This window comes from Methylobacterium sp. E-046 (assembly GCF_022829625.1).
In the GTDB taxonomy this organism is placed as follows: domain Bacteria; phylum Pseudomonadota; class Alphaproteobacteria; order Rhizobiales; family Beijerinckiaceae; genus Methylobacterium; species Methylobacterium longum.
This window is the reverse complement of sequence record NZ_JAKSYP010000093.1, coordinates 1-14954: the sequence shown is the minus strand read 5'-3', so window position 1 is coordinate 14954 and position 14954 is coordinate 1. Positions and strand designations below refer to the sequence as shown.

Annotated in this window: 27 protein-coding genes and 1 tRNA gene; 15 read left to right on the top strand and 13 right to left on the bottom strand. The window is 66.1% G+C overall.

Annotated features, from left to right (window positions below):
* Positions 1–3 precede the first annotated feature (3 nt).
* The 9 genes from MKK82_RS08815 to MKK82_RS08775 all read left to right on the top strand — a co-directional run bounded on the left by MKK82_RS08815 (position 4) and on the right by MKK82_RS08775 (position 4633).
* Positions 4–411, top strand: a complete 408-nt coding sequence (locus MKK82_RS08815) for a hypothetical protein (RefSeq protein ID WP_243985327.1) — start codon at positions 4–6, stop codon at positions 409–411.
* Positions 412–422: 11 nt separating this feature from the next.
* Positions 423–695 (top strand): hypothetical protein, encoded by a 273-nt coding sequence (locus MKK82_RS08810; protein WP_243985325.1) that lies wholly within the window; start codon positions 423–425, stop codon positions 693–695.
* A gap of 8 nt (positions 696–703) precedes the next feature.
* Positions 704–1129 (top strand): hypothetical protein, encoded by a 426-nt coding sequence (locus tag MKK82_RS08805; RefSeq protein WP_243985323.1) that lies wholly within the window; start codon positions 704–706, stop codon positions 1127–1129.
* Positions 1130–1279: 150 nt separating this feature from the next.
* Positions 1280–2044 (top strand): DNA/RNA non-specific endonuclease, encoded by a 765-nt coding sequence (locus MKK82_RS08800; protein ID WP_243985322.1) that lies wholly within the window; start codon positions 1280–1282, stop codon positions 2042–2044.
* A gap of 9 nt (positions 2045–2053) precedes the next feature.
* The gene (locus MKK82_RS08795) at positions 2054–2701 is read left to right on the top strand and encodes a lysozyme (RefSeq protein ID WP_243985320.1); all 648 of its coding nucleotides are present in this window, start codon (positions 2054–2056) and stop codon (positions 2699–2701) included.
* Positions 2702–2748: 47 nt separating this feature from the next.
* Positions 2749–3288, top strand: coding sequence for a hypothetical protein (locus tag MKK82_RS08790; protein ID WP_243985319.1), 540 nt, complete (start codon positions 2749–2751; stop codon positions 3286–3288).
* 12 nt (positions 3289–3300) lie between these two features.
* Positions 3301–3804, top strand: a complete 504-nt coding sequence (locus MKK82_RS08785) for a hypothetical protein (protein ID WP_243985318.1) — start codon at positions 3301–3303, stop codon at positions 3802–3804.
* A complete protein-coding gene (locus tag MKK82_RS08780) occupies positions 3801–4088 on the top strand; it encodes a hypothetical protein (protein WP_243985314.1) in 288 nt (95 codons plus the stop codon). The genes MKK82_RS08785 and MKK82_RS08780 overlap by 4 nt, the downstream gene beginning before the upstream one ends.
* Positions 4085–4633, top strand: a complete 549-nt coding sequence (locus tag MKK82_RS08775) for a hypothetical protein (protein WP_243985312.1) — start codon at positions 4085–4087, stop codon at positions 4631–4633. Before MKK82_RS08780 ends, MKK82_RS08775 begins: the two co-directional genes overlap by 4 nt.
* A 1809-nt stretch (positions 4634–6442) precedes the next feature.
* On the opposite strand, the gene MKK82_RS08770 is transcribed toward MKK82_RS08775, so the two are convergent.
* Positions 6443–6751, bottom strand: coding sequence for a hypothetical protein (locus MKK82_RS08770; protein ID WP_243985310.1), 309 nt, complete (start codon positions 6749–6751; stop codon positions 6443–6445).
* Positions 6752–6966: 215 nt separating this feature from the next.
* A complete protein-coding gene (locus MKK82_RS08765; RefSeq protein ID WP_243985309.1) occupies positions 6967–7764 on the bottom strand; it encodes a TIGR04255 family protein in 798 nt (265 codons plus the stop codon).
* Between the two features lie 152 nt (positions 7765–7916).
* Between MKK82_RS08765 and MKK82_RS33865 the strand changes: the two genes are divergently transcribed.
* Complete coding sequence (locus MKK82_RS33865) at positions 7917–8045, top strand: hypothetical protein (protein WP_279602885.1); 129 nt, start codon at positions 7917–7919, stop codon at positions 8043–8045.
* 146 nt (positions 8046–8191) lie between these two features.
* On the top strand, positions 8192–8338 hold the full coding sequence (locus MKK82_RS08760) for a hypothetical protein (RefSeq protein WP_243985306.1): 147 nt from the start codon (positions 8192–8194) through the stop codon (positions 8336–8338).
* On the opposite strand, the gene MKK82_RS08755 is transcribed toward MKK82_RS08760, so the two are convergent.
* Positions 8335–8514, bottom strand: a complete 180-nt coding sequence (locus tag MKK82_RS08755; protein WP_243985304.1) for a hypothetical protein — start codon at positions 8512–8514, stop codon at positions 8335–8337. The genes MKK82_RS08760 and MKK82_RS08755 overlap by 4 nt on opposite strands.
* Before the next feature lie 201 nt (positions 8515–8715).
* Between MKK82_RS08755 and MKK82_RS08750 the strand changes: the two genes are divergently transcribed.
* Positions 8716–8904: a hypothetical protein gene (locus tag MKK82_RS08750; protein ID WP_243985302.1), complete on the top strand. Its 189-nt coding sequence runs from the start codon at positions 8716–8718 to the stop codon at positions 8902–8904.
* Position 8905: 1 nt separating this feature from the next.
* On the opposite strand, the gene MKK82_RS08745 is transcribed toward MKK82_RS08750, so the two are convergent.
* From MKK82_RS08745 to MKK82_RS08705, 9 genes are all read right to left on the bottom strand, one after another.
* Positions 8906–9121 (bottom strand): hypothetical protein, encoded by a 216-nt coding sequence (locus MKK82_RS08745; protein WP_243985301.1) that lies wholly within the window; start codon positions 9119–9121, stop codon positions 8906–8908.
* Positions 9118–9351: a hypothetical protein gene (locus MKK82_RS08740; RefSeq protein ID WP_243985300.1), complete on the bottom strand. Its 234-nt coding sequence runs from the start codon at positions 9349–9351 to the stop codon at positions 9118–9120. The genes MKK82_RS08745 and MKK82_RS08740 overlap by 4 nt, the downstream gene beginning before the upstream one ends.
* On the bottom strand, positions 9344–9523 hold the full coding sequence (locus tag MKK82_RS08735) for a hypothetical protein (RefSeq protein WP_243985299.1): 180 nt from the start codon (positions 9521–9523) through the stop codon (positions 9344–9346). Before MKK82_RS08735 ends, MKK82_RS08740 begins: the two co-directional genes overlap by 8 nt.
* Positions 9520–9702, bottom strand: a complete 183-nt coding sequence (locus MKK82_RS08730; protein ID WP_243985298.1) for a hypothetical protein — start codon at positions 9700–9702, stop codon at positions 9520–9522. Before MKK82_RS08730 ends, MKK82_RS08735 begins: the two co-directional genes overlap by 4 nt.
* Before the next feature lie 27 nt (positions 9703–9729).
* Positions 9730–10017, bottom strand: a complete 288-nt coding sequence (locus tag MKK82_RS08725) for a hypothetical protein (RefSeq protein ID WP_243985296.1) — start codon at positions 10015–10017, stop codon at positions 9730–9732.
* 159 nt (positions 10018–10176) lie between these two features.
* A complete protein-coding gene (locus tag MKK82_RS08720) occupies positions 10177–10350 on the bottom strand; it encodes a hypothetical protein (RefSeq protein WP_243985294.1) in 174 nt (57 codons plus the stop codon).
* A 350-nt stretch (positions 10351–10700) separates the two neighbouring features.
* Positions 10701–10776 (bottom strand) — tRNA-Thr (locus tag MKK82_RS08715).
* A 109-nt stretch (positions 10777–10885) separates the two neighbouring features.
* Positions 10886–12031 (bottom strand): 3-dehydroquinate synthase, encoded by a 1146-nt coding sequence (gene aroB / locus MKK82_RS08710; RefSeq protein WP_243985292.1) that lies wholly within the window; start codon positions 12029–12031, stop codon positions 10886–10888.
* A 19-nt stretch (positions 12032–12050) separates the two neighbouring features.
* Complete coding sequence (locus MKK82_RS08705; RefSeq protein WP_238290065.1) at positions 12051–12650, bottom strand: shikimate kinase; 600 nt, start codon at positions 12648–12650, stop codon at positions 12051–12053.
* 249 nt (positions 12651–12899) lie between these two features.
* Between MKK82_RS08705 and MKK82_RS08700 the strand changes: the two genes are divergently transcribed.
* The 3 genes from MKK82_RS08700 to MKK82_RS08690 all read left to right on the top strand — a co-directional run bounded on the left by MKK82_RS08700 (position 12900) and on the right by MKK82_RS08690 (position 14652).
* Positions 12900–13052, top strand: a complete 153-nt coding sequence (locus tag MKK82_RS08700) for a histidine kinase (RefSeq protein ID WP_238290066.1) — start codon at positions 12900–12902, stop codon at positions 13050–13052.
* Entirely contained in the window at positions 13049–13993 is a 945-nt protein-coding gene (locus MKK82_RS08695) for a site-specific tyrosine recombinase XerD (RefSeq protein WP_279602884.1), read from the top strand. The genes MKK82_RS08700 and MKK82_RS08695 overlap by 4 nt, the downstream gene beginning before the upstream one ends.
* A gap of 131 nt (positions 13994–14124) precedes the next feature.
* Positions 14125–14652 carry a MarR family winged helix-turn-helix transcriptional regulator gene (locus tag MKK82_RS08690; RefSeq protein WP_238290174.1) on the top strand — a complete coding sequence of 176 codons (528 nt, stop codon included), beginning with the start codon at positions 14125–14127 and terminating at the stop codon, positions 14650–14652.
* Between the two features lie 49 nt (positions 14653–14701).
* Here the strand turns inward: MKK82_RS08690 and MKK82_RS08685 are convergent.
* A partial coding sequence (locus MKK82_RS08685; protein WP_243985290.1) for a c-type cytochrome occupies positions 14702–14954 on the bottom strand: 253 nt, incomplete at its 5' end.

The following is a 14954-nucleotide window of genomic DNA, read 5'->3' as shown; positions in this document are numbered from 1 at the left end:
CTCGTGTCCGTGAACTACTCCACTGCCGTCGCGCAGGGGCGGCTTCAGGCTGTCAAAGACCTCACCTCCGGCAAGACCCTCGCTGCCGCGACCGGCACGGCCACCGCCGGATCTCTGGTCATCGGCACCTCGGCGCTGTCGGGCGCGACGGGTGTCCTCGTGACGATCCCGCTGGCTTCGACCACCGGCACCATCAGCGGCAAGGCGATGTCGCTGGATGGCACTCCGTTGAGCGCCGCCGCAGCGGCGGGCGGCACACCGGCCCTGGCCGAAATCCGCAACAACGCCGGCACCGTCATCGCCTCGGGCCTGACGGTCGGCACGTCGGGCACGGACATCGTGCTCTCGTCCTCGCCGATCGTCGCCGGCCAAACGGTCTCGGTGACCTCCGGCACGATCACCCATCCTTGAGGAGCTTCGACATGGCCACCACGAACGACGCCCGCCAATTCGACGGCAAGCTCAAGAGCGCGAAGGACATCTGCGCCTGGATCGGCGACGACGCGAAGGCGGTCTGCGGACCATCCTTCGCCACCGAGGACGACGACGATGCCGGCCTGAACCTCGTCGACGAGCGCGACGGCGCGCCGTACTACACGACGGTGAACGCCGGAGAGTGGGTCGTGCGCGGTGCCAACGGCCTGCTCGTCGCGTTCACCGATGGCCAGTATCAGCTGGCCTTCGGCGCCAAGTAGGTCGCGCGATGAAGCCCGCCGATACCGGGGGACCCGCCCTGGGCCAGGACGTCCGGGTCTGGCGCGGGGCACCCAAGCCGGTCGGGATGCGCTTCCCCGACCCGACCGGGGCCTTCAGCGTCCCCGGGGTCAAGGCCGACTGGTGGGCGGGAGTGCTCCAGTACCCCGCCTCATCGTCGTTCAGCGGCAGTACGGTGTCCATCGCGGGCACGGCCGGCGCGGCGCACAAGTCCGATCTGGCCGTCACCACGCCGGTCCCGGGCTACGTCGATGTCACCTTCGTCATCGAGCCGGAGGACATCGCGGGCGTGCTGCCCTCGCAGGCCGCGAGGGCACAGCATGAGATCTGGCTGACGCCGCCCGGCGGAGAGGCGGTCCCAGTCGCGATCGGCCTGCTCGACGTCCGCGGCACCGTGAAGGGCGCGGTGGCGTGATCTGCCAGCCGTGAGCCCCTCCGACGATCTCGACGCCATCCGGGTCCGCGCCCTGCGCAGCGCGATCCTGCTCACGGCCACGACCCTGATCCTGGCGGCGCTGGCCATGTGGGCCAGCCTGCCCACCTGAGACCCTCCTGAGGATACCCGATGATCCGCACGCTTCTCGCGGTGCTGGCGCTCGCCAGCCTGTTCTCCAGCCATGCCTTGGCCGGCTCGACCTGCCCGGAGCACTTCCTCGGCGGCCAGTCCCCGGCCCTGGCGGTGCCGGCCGGCGCGGTCGAGTTGTGCTCGGATACGTTCGCGACGCTGTGGTCGCCCGAGACCCGAGACCCGGTCTATTCGGCCGAGCATCTGACGCCGGCCGCGCTGATTGGCGCCGACAAGACCGCCCGCTTGAACGCCTTTCACGCCGACGACCGGCTGCCGCGGAGCGTGCGCGCCGAGCTGTCCGACTATGCGGGCGGCGCCTTCGATCGCGGCCACATGGCCCCGGCCCACGACATGCCGACCCCGGAGGCGATGCGGCAGTCCTTCGTCCTCTCGAACATGGTCCCGCAGAACCCCGCCAACAATCGCGGGGTCTGGGCGCACGTCGAGGAGTTCACGCGCCGCCTGGTGGTGCTGGCCAAGGAGGCCTACGTCGTCACTGGTCCAATCTTCGAGGGCGCGCCGAAGCGCCTCAACGGCCGCGTCGCGATTCCCTTCCGGATCTGGAAGGCGGTCTACGTGCCGCCGAGCCAGTTCAACCCGGACGGTCAGGTCGGCGCCTACGTCGTCGCCAACACGGCCGAGGCCGTCCCAGAGATCATCAGCCTCGACGGCTTGAAGGCGCTGACCGGCATTGACGCGTTCCCGGTGCTATCGGATCGCGACCGCGCGCGGGCGGATCTGCCCGCCGTGGCACCCAGATAGGGGCGCGCCATGTCGCTATCGGCGATCGGCGAGGCCGTCCTGATGGCCCGCGAGGGACGGGTGCTAAAGGCCTATCGCGACACGCAAGGGGTCTGGACGATCGGGGCCGGCGTCACGTCCGCGTCCGGGCTCATCAAGGTGCGGGCCGGCCTCGTGCTATCGCCGGCCGAGTGCGATGCGCTGAACAAGCGTGCCTTCGCCCAGTACGCCGGCTACGTCGACAAGGCCTTGCACGGCACGTGGGTGGATCAGAACGTCTACGATGCGCTGGTCTCGTTCTGCTACAATGTCGGGCCCGGTGCGTTCGGCAAGTCGACCTGTCTCGCCCGGATCAAGGCAGGCGATCTCCAGGGCGCCAAGGCCGGCATGTTGCTGTTCCGCAAGCCCGCGCTGATCATCCCGCGCCGGCAGGCCGAGGCCGACCAGCTGGTCACGCCCTACGCGACGCGCCTGCCCGAGCGGGTGCGCGGCTCCGGCCCGGTGCGCTTCGGCGAGACCCGCGTGGCCCGCCCGGCGCCGAGCGCAGCGCCTCCGCCCCCCGTGGCGCGGCCCGCACCGGCCGCGCGACCGCGCGCCGCCCATACCGCGCCCGCGTGGGTGCTGGCGATCGGACGCTTCATCGACGTGCTGTTCGGGCCCCGCCTGCCCGCGCACTGACAGACCGAGCCGGCGGCTTCCGGCATCCTCGCACACGAGAGACCTCCATGACCCGCACCTACGTCGCGGCGCTGGCGCTCGCCTGCCTGCTGCCGTTCGCCATCGACCCTGCGTTCGCCGCCGAGGTCGTCACCAAGGGCGATACCGCCGTCATCGTGCCGGTGGGAGAGTACGTCACCGCGGCGGCGCAGACCGCCGAGCCGGTCGTCGTCACCATCCTGACGACCATCGTCGGCTTCCTGCTGACCAAGTTCTTCCCGCTCGCCCGGCTGTTCCTCACCGACCGCGTCGTCGAGGCCGCCCTCACGAAGTGGATGGACTACGGCATCAACGCCGTGGCCGGTGCCGCGAAGGGCAAGACGCTCGACGTCGACATCGGATCGGCCGTGCTCAGCCAGGCGGTGAATCGAGCCCTCGACCGCGCCGAGCTGTCCAAGCAGGGCAAGATCCTGCTCGATAAGGCCGGCGGCCCGGCCGAGATCGCGGCGAAGCTGTTCCGCATGCTGCATCTCGACGAGCACGGATCCGATGCGATCCTCGCCAAGGTGCTGGCCGACCTGCGGGCGGCCGGACAGCTCAAGGCCTAGCGCGGCCGTCGCGTGCCGTCCCGCGCGCTCTCACGCTGGCTCCTGATCCTCGCGCTGGCGGTCATCGCCTGCGTGCTGGCCGGAGGGGCTTGGGCGCAGGCCACTGAGGCAGCGCAGGCGGCCGCCAAGGCCGGCGACTGGTACCTGACGCAAGGCGTCCTCGGGACCACGTGCGTCGTCCTGCTGCTCACAGTCGGCTTCCTGTTCTGGAAGCTCGATCGCCTCAGCACCTCGATCATGCGCGAAGTGATCACCGCGCTGCAGGCGAACACCGCTGCGACAGCGGCCGGGACCGTCACGATCTCAGCGCTGAAAACCACGCTCGACGCGACCGACGACGGCGTCGAGAAGCTGTCGCATCAGACCTCTCTCGCCGCACAGGCTGCGGCATCCCGGGGCGACGAGATCCTGGGCAACCAGCGCAACGTGCTCGCCCGCATCGAGGTCATGCAGGCGTCGTTCGGCAAGCTGGACGGGATCAAGGACGGCGTCGATGAACTGCGGAGGCGGCTGTGACACTCAAGTCGTGGCTCGCCCTGCTGCTCCCCGCAGCTCTCCGCTCTGACGTCCACAGCGAACTCACCCGGGCGGTTGCAGAGAACGTCCACGCCAGCCTGCGGAGGCGCAGGGTCTCGGTTCAGGCCACCATGGCGGCCGACCATCGCGCATCAGCCATGGAGGCCACCATCCACCGCATCGAGGGGCGATCGGGTGACCGCCTAACGGACCATCCGCAGGTCGGCGACGCCGCCTACAGGGTCGCCGAGGCGACGCGTCAGTTCCTGAGAAAATCGCGATGAAGGTCGTCACCGAGATCCTCCGCAGCCGCACGCTGTGGCTGGGGCTGATCCTGATCGGCGGGTTCTGGATCGTGGTCCCTTTCGTGCCCACCAGGCCCCAGAACGAGTTCCTGCGCATCGCCCGGACGGTCGCCGCCATCGCGGTGTCGATCGCGTTTCTGCCCGGCATCGTGAAGGCCCTGAGCACCCCGTGGCCGACCTTCAGCGGCCAGCTCATCCTTGGCATCGTCCTCTCGTGGTTCGGTGTCGCCGGTTCGGCGGGCTGGGTGCTGATCTGGTCCATGGCGGGTCAGCCGCAGTGGATGCTCGACTCAAACATCAACGGCTGGTTCCTGTGGCTTCAGATCCTCGGCGCTACGTTGCACCTGACGGCGAAGCACAGCGTCGAGGACGACATCCCGCGGCCGAACTGGATCCGACTCGGGATCGCGGTCGCGTTCGGCGTGCTGATCGGGATCGGGTTCATGGCGAGCACGCCGGACATGCATGGGCTCGCAGACGCGTTGAAGCCTTGGTTCGCCGAGCACCCAGGAGCCCCCGACTGACACCGTCGCCGGCCGGCCGCGACCGCCACCCTGACGGGAACCGCCCGCCGCCTGGCGCGTAGGCCAATCATCGACTTCCCTCGATACAACTCTCAGCCCCGCCGGCACCGCCGCGCGGGGTTTTTTCTTTACCTTTGCCGCATAGGTCGGCCTCGGATCCGAGCTTTCCCCTAATGCAAGGATCTGGATCAGCCCGCCCGGCACCCCCCCGCCGCGGCGGGCTTTTTCGCGCTCGGACCGCGGACGCTGCCCCCTTAGGATTTGATCGTCGCGATGGCAGCGTGGAGGTTCGAGCCGCACTCCTAGGGCAAGGTGCCGGCCCTCCTCGAAGGCCCATGCGTCAAGGCGTGAGTTCGACCAGCTTCGATGCGCCCCACCAAACGGACCAGCTCCAGAAGGCTATGGTGATGATTATGGCAATCAACACTAGCGCGGTGAGCAAAGTACGGTTCAATGATATTCGACGAGAGCTGCGAGTTTGCTTAGAGGGTGGCAGCCGTGTACCTGCACGCTCATTATTAGCCTCTTCTAACATGAATTTTTAGCCAATTTATCAAGAGAGATTAACAGAAGCGCGGAAGCTGCGGCGACGATGATTTCGCTGAACCTCAGCTATTTGATTGAGATGGTCAGCAAACCGCGTCCCTACCGGCCATAGTGATCGCGATCAGACTGCCAGATTTATGCCAGCCCTGACGCTCCCCCGCCGAGCGAACGGGTCGGGTCGCGATGGAGCAGCAGTTTAGCCAATGCCGGCGCGCGGGCCTTTTCGTGACGCACTGATGTCGCTAACGACGCATGTCAGCGTCGAGCCATGCACTCCCGCATGAAAGCACCCCGCTGAGTCATTGTATAGCGGTTGAACGCGCCAGACCCCTTGCCCTTGTTCCTCGAATACAGGTTCTTCTCTACAGCCTCATCCATACATTTTTCGCGCTTCTCGTTCACTTGAGCGGCGCTGGGGGTAATGGTTGCGACGAATGCAAGGCATATGATCGCTGATCTGATCATGATTTAGCTCAGTCCGTATTGAGCGCTGCGGTGCCGTTCGAAGACAGGCGTACTTAAGCGCCAGCACAGCCTGCTAACCAGCGCCGCCCATCCTGTCACCAAGCCGAATTGTGTTTCTGCTGGACTCACAGACTTGTGAGATCGGACGCTCCCCCGCCCCGTAAGCAGATCGGGGCGGGGCCGAGCGGGTGATCACTTAATGAGCCTGATCAGTCGGTTGAGCGACTTCCGGTGCAGAGCCTGGCACTGATGCCACCACCTTTGGCTCCGCCGGAGCGACGTCACCCCGAGCAGCTTCGCCCGTTTGAACCTTGGGGAATGGACAGTCGTCCAAGGATTTCGGGCCGCGGCGGAGGAATAGATCTTTAAGATTGCCTCGTGCCGCCACCCGATGGTTTCTCAACTCGAGCCGAGCTTCAGAAAATCCTATTACCGCATGAGCTGGATCATGAATTAAGCCGTCGTCCGCGACACAAAAAGCACCGACACCACTCTCACTTAATGCAATTCCACGTATTTCGCTGGCAAGTGCCCAGAGCACCCCGTGGTATGTTCCATCGCCCTTTGTAAGGGGCTAGATCACAGCGCTAGTAATGAGACTCACGCTTGAATGGCGCGCTCGGCAAATACTGAGATCGCGATCCTTCAGCTTGCTTTTAGAAAATTCCTTAACGCTGCCATCCTTGATCGTGTGTGGATCGGTAAGCGCATAGATCACTTCCTCAGCATCGCCCACCACGCCAGGTGAATGCGCGCTTTGCTGCGACTCTTCGCAATCACAACCCTCGCGGGGCATGCTTAGCCCGCGATGAGATAATCGCTCAGATCAGCAGGAAACGAACGCGGCCGAGCGTCGACGACGGCACCGGGCTTGAACATGCCGTCTACCCGATAGGCGTAGCCGACCAGTCCATCGCCTTCACAGCTAACGATGGCATGCCGCGCATGCTCGATCCACTCGAACACGACCTCGCATTCATCGAACCAGACGCGTGGGAGGGCTACGCCGGGCGGAACGCTGCCGGCAAACTCGAGAGCGTCGCGGAAGATGGATCCGGTCAGCTGATTTGACGGCGTGTCATGCCACAGGGCCATCACCTCGCTCACGAGCGGAAGGATTCGACTACCTTCCGATCTGGCGCACGCTGCTTGTAGGGCGGACGTGTCTGGCGCGTCTTCCCAAACCAGAGCGATCTGTGAGCTGATCGAGTCTGAAGCACGCAACGTATGGTACAGCCCCAGCGGGCGAACTTCACGTGAGTCGGTTGCGACGTTCCTCATGCAACCTGATATGCGCTTTTTTCCGCCGAAATAAAGTGGCGTTATCGCGCAGCTTGATCGACCCGAGGTCCGATACGCTCTTGCAAGTCCGGGCTAATGAGGGATTCAAAGGTCAGCCTAATGGCCTCTCGAGCTTGGTCAAACCACTCAATAGCGTCGTTCTCCGGCCGCCCTCGGATCGCCAATTCCAAAATGCAAGCAGGCTGATCAGCAGCGTGCCCCACAGATGCCATCAGCGTAAACCGAGAACCTTTGGGGGCAGATGAAGGAGCATGTAGCACGAGTTGAATCTCGCGCATGTCCCACTCAACCCGAACGCCTTCTGGAAGCTCGCGAGCAATATCAACGCGAAGCCCCAAGTGCTGATCGAGAAATATCGCTTGTTTCCCGTCGAAACCGTGAGCTGCTGTGAAGGCGTTGATATACCGAAGGCTTAAGTGATCTACATCGTTCTCCGCGCGGCCGGCCTTTTGGTAAGCCCTGGTGGCTGCTGCGTAGCCGTCGGCGAGGGTGGATCGAAAGGCGCCCCAACCGGCATAAGGCGGAACCATGTTGGCGGTGAAGATGCCGGGTCCGACCTGGAAAAGGGGCCAGCCCTCAGGCCGGTGGCGATACCGCGTTACCACTTGGTTCGGTATCATCTCCATCGGTACGCCTGGCGGTACGATAGATTCGGTCACACCGTAACCGAGCGCCGCAACCTCTTCCCGAAACTGGTTGCTCGCACGCAAGAAAAATGGGTCCACAGCCCCACCTGGTATGGCGGAAAGGGGAATTAGCGGCCAGAAGGCTTCGGCGATAACCTCGACCAGCGGCGCTTGCTCGTAGGTGAAATCCATTCGGGCATCCTCGCCGGCAGCGTGCTTAGATATAGCGTAGACGGGTGAAAGAGGCGTTAGGCCTGAACGCGACATCGCGATCCACCGCCGGCGTCGACAAATCGCGAACCGGCATCTCAGTTTTGGTAACCCCGTGTCGGTACTCCGCCGACATGTCAGCCAGCCTCGCCCCCGCCGACCTCCCGCCCGCCGTCGCATCCTGGCGCGACCAGATCGTGCGCCTGTTCGAGCACGCACCGCCGTGCCAGTATCTCACCCACGCGCTCTTCAATCTGCGATAGATTAAGGCGGCGACGAACCGAGGCCGCTAAATTGGAGGTCCAGTTGGAGCGGAGAAGGCGCACGACGAACCCCTCGCAATGCGCCCTGGGCCTCTCCTCGTAAGCCGCCGCACCCGCGAAGTCCTGCGGCGGGCTGGCCGATCAGAATGTTCGGCACCCTGATGGTCGGCGGCACCCCTGCGCGCGGCGTCGAGGCGAACCGGGTGCTGTTCGAGCAGACGGCGGCCTACCGCGACCGGCAGGGTCAGGAATGGGGCGTGCCGGTCTGGGAGTTCGCGGCGCGCGGCGGTTAGGGCTCGTCGTCGTTCGCGGCGGGGTCAGCCTGCTCGCGCCGGCGGATCTCCTCGGCCAAGGCATAGAGCAGCATGCGCGAGGCCGTCTGCATCTCGGATGACCCGTGCCGCATCACATCGTCGTGATTGTCGATGCAGTGCTGCGCCATGTCATCGAAGCCTTCGGGCGCTTCCATGTGGCCTCTCGAAAAATCGGTTCAGTCGTACTACTGTAAGCAGAGTAATCATGCGTCTATTTAACATAGGTTGTAAATCAGCCGTCGCACGTTAGTCCATGTTGGCACGGCGTCGCTCGGCACTTTTGAAGCTGCGAAGGGGCCGCTGTGATGCCATCCTCAAACGCTCGAATAAATCTTGCTCCGCAGACGACGTCGCTGATGCTCAAGCGCATTGCCGAGGCGCTAAACGAGAGCGAAGACGTGTTCCTCGTCGGCGCAGCTTCGGAGAACGGCTTACACGAGTCCTGCGAGCTCCTACGGATCTGGGGCGAGCTGGAGCATGCATCCGACCGAAGAAAAATTCTGGCATTCGCACGGACGTTGGCCGCCGGCCGTTCACCAGACTGATTTAGTCGCTGGTCCTGCTCTCTAGCGACTGCTGACGCCCCGCCTCATCCTCGGCGGCGTGCTGCTTCTTCGTGGCGATCAGCAGGTCGAGCCAAGCGATGGCCGTTTCGTGCGCCTCCATGGTCCGGACGTCCCCGAGGCTCTGGCTGATCTGCCAGCGGTGCCAGGAGCGCACGTCGGACAGCGCCTGGATGTAGGCCTTCTGCGCGTCGGTCACCCTGCGCCGCCCGTGATCGCATCCGTGAGCGCCCGGGCGATCACCTTCGCCACCTCGACGCCCTCGGCCGGGGACAGGCGATTGGTCTGGACCCGCCGTTCGCGCTCGGCCGCCACGTAGATGTAGGCTGCGACCCGGTCGCTCGGGTCCATGACCTTCACGGATTCCTCGAGCTGCACGATCCGGAGTGGCAGGGCCAAGCCGAACGGATTGGCCGGCACCTCAGGCATCGGGATCCTCCATCAGCCCCCGGCTCATGGCGATCCTCACCAGTTCCGCATCGCTGAACAGCAGGTCGCCGATACGCCACCGGTCCATCTCCTCACCGACCGGCTCGACGGCGATGCCGGCGGCCTGCAACGCTACGAGAGCCTTGAGGACCAAGTCGGCGTCGTCGCTCATGCCTTCCGCGGCCGGCGCCTAGGCTTCTTCGGCATCGTTTTCGCCAGCACGTTCCGGATCTCGCGCAGGATCAGATCGGCAGCGACGGGATTGTCGGCTTCCTCAGCCACGTCGACGAGCATCTCGATGATCTTGAGGGCTTTGAAGGGGTCCATCAGGGCTTCGGGTTCGTCGGCCATCGCCTCATCCCTTAACCGGGCAGACCGTCAGGCGTCGCGCTCAGCCTGGATCTGCGCGATCTGCCGCCGGACATCGGCTAGTCGCTTTAATCGCTCTTGCTGCCGCAAATTCAGTTTGCCGATGCGCGCCTCGGGCACGCCCTGTGGGGGACGGAAATACTCCAGGCACCACGGCAGACGCACGATACGGTCGAGATCGAACCGCGTCGCGTGAGACAAGCCGCATTCGTCGATCTGCACCGAGTTCATGATGATGAGGTCGAGCCGGCGCTTCTCGGGCTTGAGGTTGGTAGTGCCGTAAGCGACCTCGACCATGCCACGGCGGGTCGCGGGGTCCATAGCGCTCAAACGCACGAGAGCCGGCCGCACTTTGACGGCCGGCTCATCGGGTTTCGTGTGCTCTGGGAAGCGACACCATACGATGTCGTACAGGCGAGGAAGTGCCTCAAGCCTAAGGTGGGTTAACGCCACAGGCTACCAGCCAGGCCCCTCAACGATGGTCCAGTTGCCCGCGTCGATTTCCTCGCGGACGGCCTCACGGATCGCGTTGATGGCCTCGTCGTTCACATCTTCCGAAGCGTCCGCGACGACGACGACGCCTTCCTCGTAGCTGTCGTACTGATCGGTCAGCTTGCGCTTTGCGGCCATGTAATCCCTCCTACCCGAAGGCCCCGCACGCGAGGTGGGCCGCGCCCGCCGATTCGGCCGGCGATGCCCATTCGGGCTGTTATCCTCCGCAACACCTAATCGGCCGTTGCGTTCCTGACAATGTCCCCGCGACAACACATCGTCTCTCTCGCTGCGAGTTTGCCTACCAAATTCGGTATGGCTGCAACGTGAATAACCTATTCGCGATCGCTTCGCGGTGCTCCTTGGCACCTTGCCCTGCCGACCGCAGGTTCCGGCCACACTGCCACGATGCCGGGCGCGAGAACATCCGCTGCTTACTATGTGCTTACCGATACCATATTCCGGTAAGCAAGTTTAGGGCTAAGTGGTGGTGCCGCAAGAGGGATTCGAACCCCCGACCCCCTCATTACGAATGAGGTGCTCTACCAGCTGAGCTATTGCGGCCCGAACCCTGACACGGGCCCTGAACGGTGCGGGACTGGCCGCGCCGGACATGGCAGGCTCTTAGCGGCCCGACCCGCTTTAGGCAAGGCCGGGGCGCGACCCGGCGGTGTCAGGCGTCCCGGTCCGATGCCAGCTCGTCGCGCAGGAACGCCGCGACCTCCGCCCGGTCGACGCCCGGCGCGATGAAGCTCTGGCCGATGCCGCGGGCGAGGATGAAGGTCAGCGCCCCGTCGCGGACCTTCTTGTCCTGCGCCATGGCGTCGAGGATCGCCTCGGCGTCGCCGCAGCCGCCCGGCACCGCCTGCAGGCGGGTGGGCAGGCCGGCCAGCGCGAGGTGGTTCGCGACGCGACCCGCGTCCTGCCCGGCGCAGAGGCCGAGCCGTGCCGAGAACCGGAAGGCGAGTGCCATGCCGATCGCCACTCCCTCGCCGTGCACCAGCCGGGCCGCATCGTAGCCCGTCAGGCGTTCTAGGGCGTGGCCGAACGTGTGGCCGAGGTTCAGGAGGGCCCGCTCGCCGTCCTCCCGCTCGTCCCGCGTCACGACCGCAGCCTTCGCCCGGCAGCACGCGGCCACCGCCGCGTCCCGCTCCGGGCCGCCGGAGAAGATCCCCCGCCAATGCGCCTCGCACCAGTCGAAGAAGCCGGGATCGGCGATCAGACCGTACTTGGCGACCTCGGCGTAGCCGGCGCGCATCTCGCGCTCTGAGAGGGTGTCGACGGCCGCGGTGTCCGCCAGGACCAGACGTGGCTGGTGGAAGGCGCCGATCAGGTTCTTGCCGAGCGGCGCATTAATGCCGGTCTTGCCGCCCACCGACGAATCGACCTGCGCGAGGAGGCTGGTCGGCACCTGGACGAAGCGCACGCCCCGCCGGAGCGTCGCGGCCGCGAAGCCGGCCAGATCCCCCACGACGCCGCCGCCGAGGGCCACGACGAGGTCGCCCCGCTCGACCTTCAGGGCCAGCAGGCCGTCGCAGACCTGGGCGTAGCCCGCGTAGGATTTCGAACCTTCCCCCGGGGCGACCGTCACGATGCCCGAGTTCAGGCCGGAGCGTCCGAGGCTGTCCTGCAGGCGCCCGGCATAGAGGGCGCCGACGTTCTCGTCGGTGACGATGGCGGCCCGGCGCGCACCGAGCGCCGCCATGTGCGGACCGGCGGCGTCGATCAGGCCGCGGCCGATCATGATGTCGTAGGCGCGGCCGCCGTCGAGGGGCACGTGGACCGTCAGGGGATCCGGGTGTGTCAGGGGCTCGGTCACGATCAGGCTCGCTGCGATCTTACTGGGCGGCCACGGGGACGGGCGGTTGGCCGTTGAGATGGGCGTCCAGCGCCTCCAGCACGTCCTGGACGACGCGGTCGTGGGAGACCTCCCGGGAGATCACCATCACGTCCGCCGCCGCGTAGACCGGATGGCGAACCGCCATCAGGTCGCGCATCGTCGCCTCGGGATCGTCGGTCTGGAGAAGCGGCCGGTTCCCGCGCTTGCGCACCCGCCGCATCAGCACGTCGAGATCGGCCTTCAGCCAGACCGATACTGCTGATTCCGCGATGCGAACCCGCGTGGACTCGCGCAGGTAGGCGCCGCCGCCGGTCGCCAGCACCAGGGGACCTGCGCGGAGAAGGCGCGAGATCACGCGTGCCTCGCCATCCCGGAAGCTCGGTTCGCCGTAGATCGCGAAGATGTCGGGGATGGTCAGGCCGGCCGCCGCCTCGATCTCGAGGTCGGCGTCCTTGAAGATCAGTCCGAGCCGGCTCGCGAGGCGGCGTCCGACGGTACTCTTGCCGGCACCCATGAGGCCGACGAGCACGATCGAGCGCAAGCCAAGCGCCCGGCGCAACCGCGCCTCGATCGGTTCACCCGCCTCCTCCTCGCTCATCGACCGCTGCACCGCATCCCTGTGGCGTCCCCGCCGCCTCGCCATTCCCGCGCAGTTCGGGGCCGGCTCTCATCCTGCGGCAGGCTCTTAGCGCGATTCAAGCGGTCAGCGAAACGCATCGCTGTGTCGTTGTGGGCCTTGTCAGCGCCTCGATCACATGATGGAACCCGGGCACCCGCGGCATCCCGGAGCGAGCGCTGCGCGCTCCGACCGTCGCGCCTGCGCCCGTCCGCCAGAGGTTCGACCGACGTGCCGACCCTGTTCCGTTTCTTCGCTACCCTCGCGATCCTGGCGGGCCTCGTCTTCGCCGCGATGTTCGCGCTGGCCAACTTCGTCCAGCCCACACCACGGGAGATGAGCGTGACCATCCCAGCCTCGAAGCTTCAGCCGGGCGCTCGTTGAACGCGCCCGTGGGCGGCGGCGGCGACCTCCGATCACCGCGACCCGAGGTCGCCGATTATCTCGACATGCTGGCCGCCGAGCGCGGCGCCGGAATCAACACGGTGGCCGCCTACCGGCGCGACCTCGACGACTACCTCGGCTTCCTCGCCCGGGCGGGGATCGACCTCGCGGAGGTGGATGCCGGGACGCTCCGGGCTTTCCTGGTCGACCTCGAAACGCGCGGGCTGAAGGCGTCGTCGGCGGCACGGCGGCTGTCCTGCGTGCGCGGTTTCCACAAGTTCCTGTACGCCGAGGGCGCCGCCGAGGCTGATCCCAGCGTCGCCGTCTCGGGTCCCCGGAAGGGGCGGTCCCTGCCCAAGGTCCTGTCCATCGCGGAGGTCGACCGTCTCCTGACGGTCGTGCAGGCGGCGGCGTCCGCCAGCGAGAGTCCCAGTGCGGGCCGCCGGGCGCGGCGGATGGTGTGCCTGCTCGAGCTGCTCTACGCGACCGGCCTGCGCGTCTCCGAACTGGTCGCCCTGCCGCGGGCCGCGGGCGCGACCCGCGAGCGCTACCTGTTCATCAAGGGAAAAGGGGGACGCGAGCGCCTCGTGCCCCTGACGGAGGCGGCCCGCACGGCGATGGCGGCCCATCTCGCGGCAGTCCCGGAGGACACCGCGTGGCTGTTCCCCGCCGACAGCGACAGCGGCCATCTCACCCGGCAGGCCTTCGCCCGCGATCTCAAGCCGGTCGCGCTGCAGGCGGGCTTGCGCCAGGACCGCGTCAGCCCGCACGTGCTGCGGCACGCCTTCGCCAGCCACCTCCTGCAGAACGGGGCCGATCTCCGCATCGTCCAGGAACTGCTCGGACACGCCGACATCTCGACGACCCAGATCTACACCCACGTTCTGGATGAGCGCCTGAAGGCGATGGTCCGCGATCTGCATCCGCTCATGGACGGTTGAGCGCGGATGCGCGACGATCTCGCCCGTATGCACACGAGCGCGCCAATTGTGCAGGTCCCGCGAACTGCCTAAGAGTGGCCTTCCGCCATACCGGTATACGAGACCGCGTTTACCAGAGAGAGACCGTTCCTATGTCGAGCCCGACTGCTTCGCAGCGCGGCGCTGAGCCGAACACGGCGGGGCAGGCCACCGTCGAACGGCCGTCGCGGGAGGAAATCCGAGAGGGGCAACGCCTCGACAATCAGCTCTGTTTCGCGGTCTATGCCGCGGCTCACGCGTTCGGCCGCGCTTATCGCAATCTACTCGGCCAGTACGAGCTGACATATCCACAGTATCTTGTCCTGCTCGTGCTGTGGGAGCAGGACGGCCTGTCGGTCAAGGAGATCGGAAACCGGCTGTTCCTCGATTCCGGGACGCTGACGCCGCTACTCAAACGCCTCGAAGCGTCGGGCCGGGTACGGCGCGCGCGCGACAGGGTCGACGAGCGACAGGTCAGCATCTTCCTGACGGCGGCCGGCGAGACGCTGCGCGACGTCCTCGCCTGTATCCCGAACGATGCCGGCGGCCTGACCGGGCTGGACCTCGAAGGCCGCAAGCATCTTCTCGACGATCTCGTCAATCTCAGGCGCGGCCTCCAGGCCGGCCTCGTCGCCGAGTAAAGAAGGGGCGGCCCGAAGGCCGCCCCGGAAACCGTCGACGTCGCCGCCCTTACGACTGCGTCTTCAGGTAGGCGATGACGTCGTTGATCTTCTTGTCGTCGGGATAGCCCTGGAAGATCATCTTGGTGCCCGGCACCTTCGCCTTCGGGTTCTTCAGCCACTCGTGGAGATTGGCCTCGTCCCAGGTGATCCCGGAATTCTTGAGCGCGGCGGAGTAGCTGTAGCCCTCATAGGTGCCGGCCTTGCGGCCGACGACACCCTTCAGGTCCGGGCCGACGCCGTTCTTCTGGAAGTTGTGGCAG

Bases quoted from the DNA above. Each gene is read 5' to 3' on its own strand.
- MKK82_RS08810 (WP_243985325.1), top strand. From the start codon at position 423: ATGGCCACCACGAACGACGCCCGCCAATTCGACGGCAAGCTCAAGAGC.
- MKK82_RS08805 (WP_243985323.1), top strand. From the start codon at position 704: ATGAAGCCCGCCGATACCGGGGGACCCGCCCTGGGCCAGGACGTCCGG.
- MKK82_RS08800 (WP_243985322.1), top strand. From the start codon at position 1,280: ATGATCCGCACGCTTCTCGCGGTGCTGGCGCTCGCCAGCCTGTTCTCC.
- MKK82_RS08795 (WP_243985320.1), top strand. From the start codon at position 2,054: ATGTCGCTATCGGCGATCGGCGAGGCCGTCCTGATGGCCCGCGAGGGA.
- MKK82_RS08790 (WP_243985319.1), top strand. From the start codon at position 2,749: ATGACCCGCACCTACGTCGCGGCGCTGGCGCTCGCCTGCCTGCTGCCG.
- MKK82_RS08775 (WP_243985312.1), top strand. From the start codon at position 4,085: ATGAAGGTCGTCACCGAGATCCTCCGCAGCCGCACGCTGTGGCTGGGG.
- MKK82_RS08765 (WP_243985309.1), bottom strand. From the start codon at position 7,764: ATGGATTTCACCTACGAGCAAGCGCCGCTGGTCGAGGTTATCGCCGAA.
- MKK82_RS33865 (WP_279602885.1), top strand. From the start codon at position 7,917: ATGTCAGCCAGCCTCGCCCCCGCCGACCTCCCGCCCGCCGTCGCATCC.
- MKK82_RS08760 (WP_243985306.1), top strand. From the start codon at position 8,192: ATGTTCGGCACCCTGATGGTCGGCGGCACCCCTGCGCGCGGCGTCGAG.
- MKK82_RS08755 (WP_243985304.1), bottom strand. From the start codon at position 8,514: ATGGAAGCGCCCGAAGGCTTCGATGACATGGCGCAGCACTGCATCGAC.
- MKK82_RS08750 (WP_243985302.1), top strand. From the start codon at position 8,716: ATGCTCAAGCGCATTGCCGAGGCGCTAAACGAGAGCGAAGACGTGTTC.
- MKK82_RS08740 (WP_243985300.1), bottom strand. From the start codon at position 9,351: ATGCCTGAGGTGCCGGCCAATCCGTTCGGCTTGGCCCTGCCACTCCGG.
- MKK82_RS08735 (WP_243985299.1), bottom strand. From the start codon at position 9,523: ATGAGCGACGACGCCGACTTGGTCCTCAAGGCTCTCGTAGCGTTGCAG.
- MKK82_RS08730 (WP_243985298.1), bottom strand. From the start codon at position 9,702: ATGGCCGACGAACCCGAAGCCCTGATGGACCCCTTCAAAGCCCTCAAG.
- MKK82_RS08725 (WP_243985296.1), bottom strand. From the start codon at position 10,017: ATGGTCGAGGTCGCTTACGGCACTACCAACCTCAAGCCCGAGAAGCGC.
- MKK82_RS08720 (WP_243985294.1), bottom strand. From the start codon at position 10,350: ATGGCCGCAAAGCGCAAGCTGACCGATCAGTACGACAGCTACGAGGAA.
- MKK82_RS08705 (WP_238290065.1), bottom strand. From the start codon at position 12,650: ATGAGCGAGGAGGAGGCGGGTGAACCGATCGAGGCGCGGTTGCGCCGG.
- MKK82_RS08690 (WP_238290174.1), top strand. From the start codon at position 14,125: ATGTCGAGCCCGACTGCTTCGCAGCGCGGCGCTGAGCCGAACACGGCG.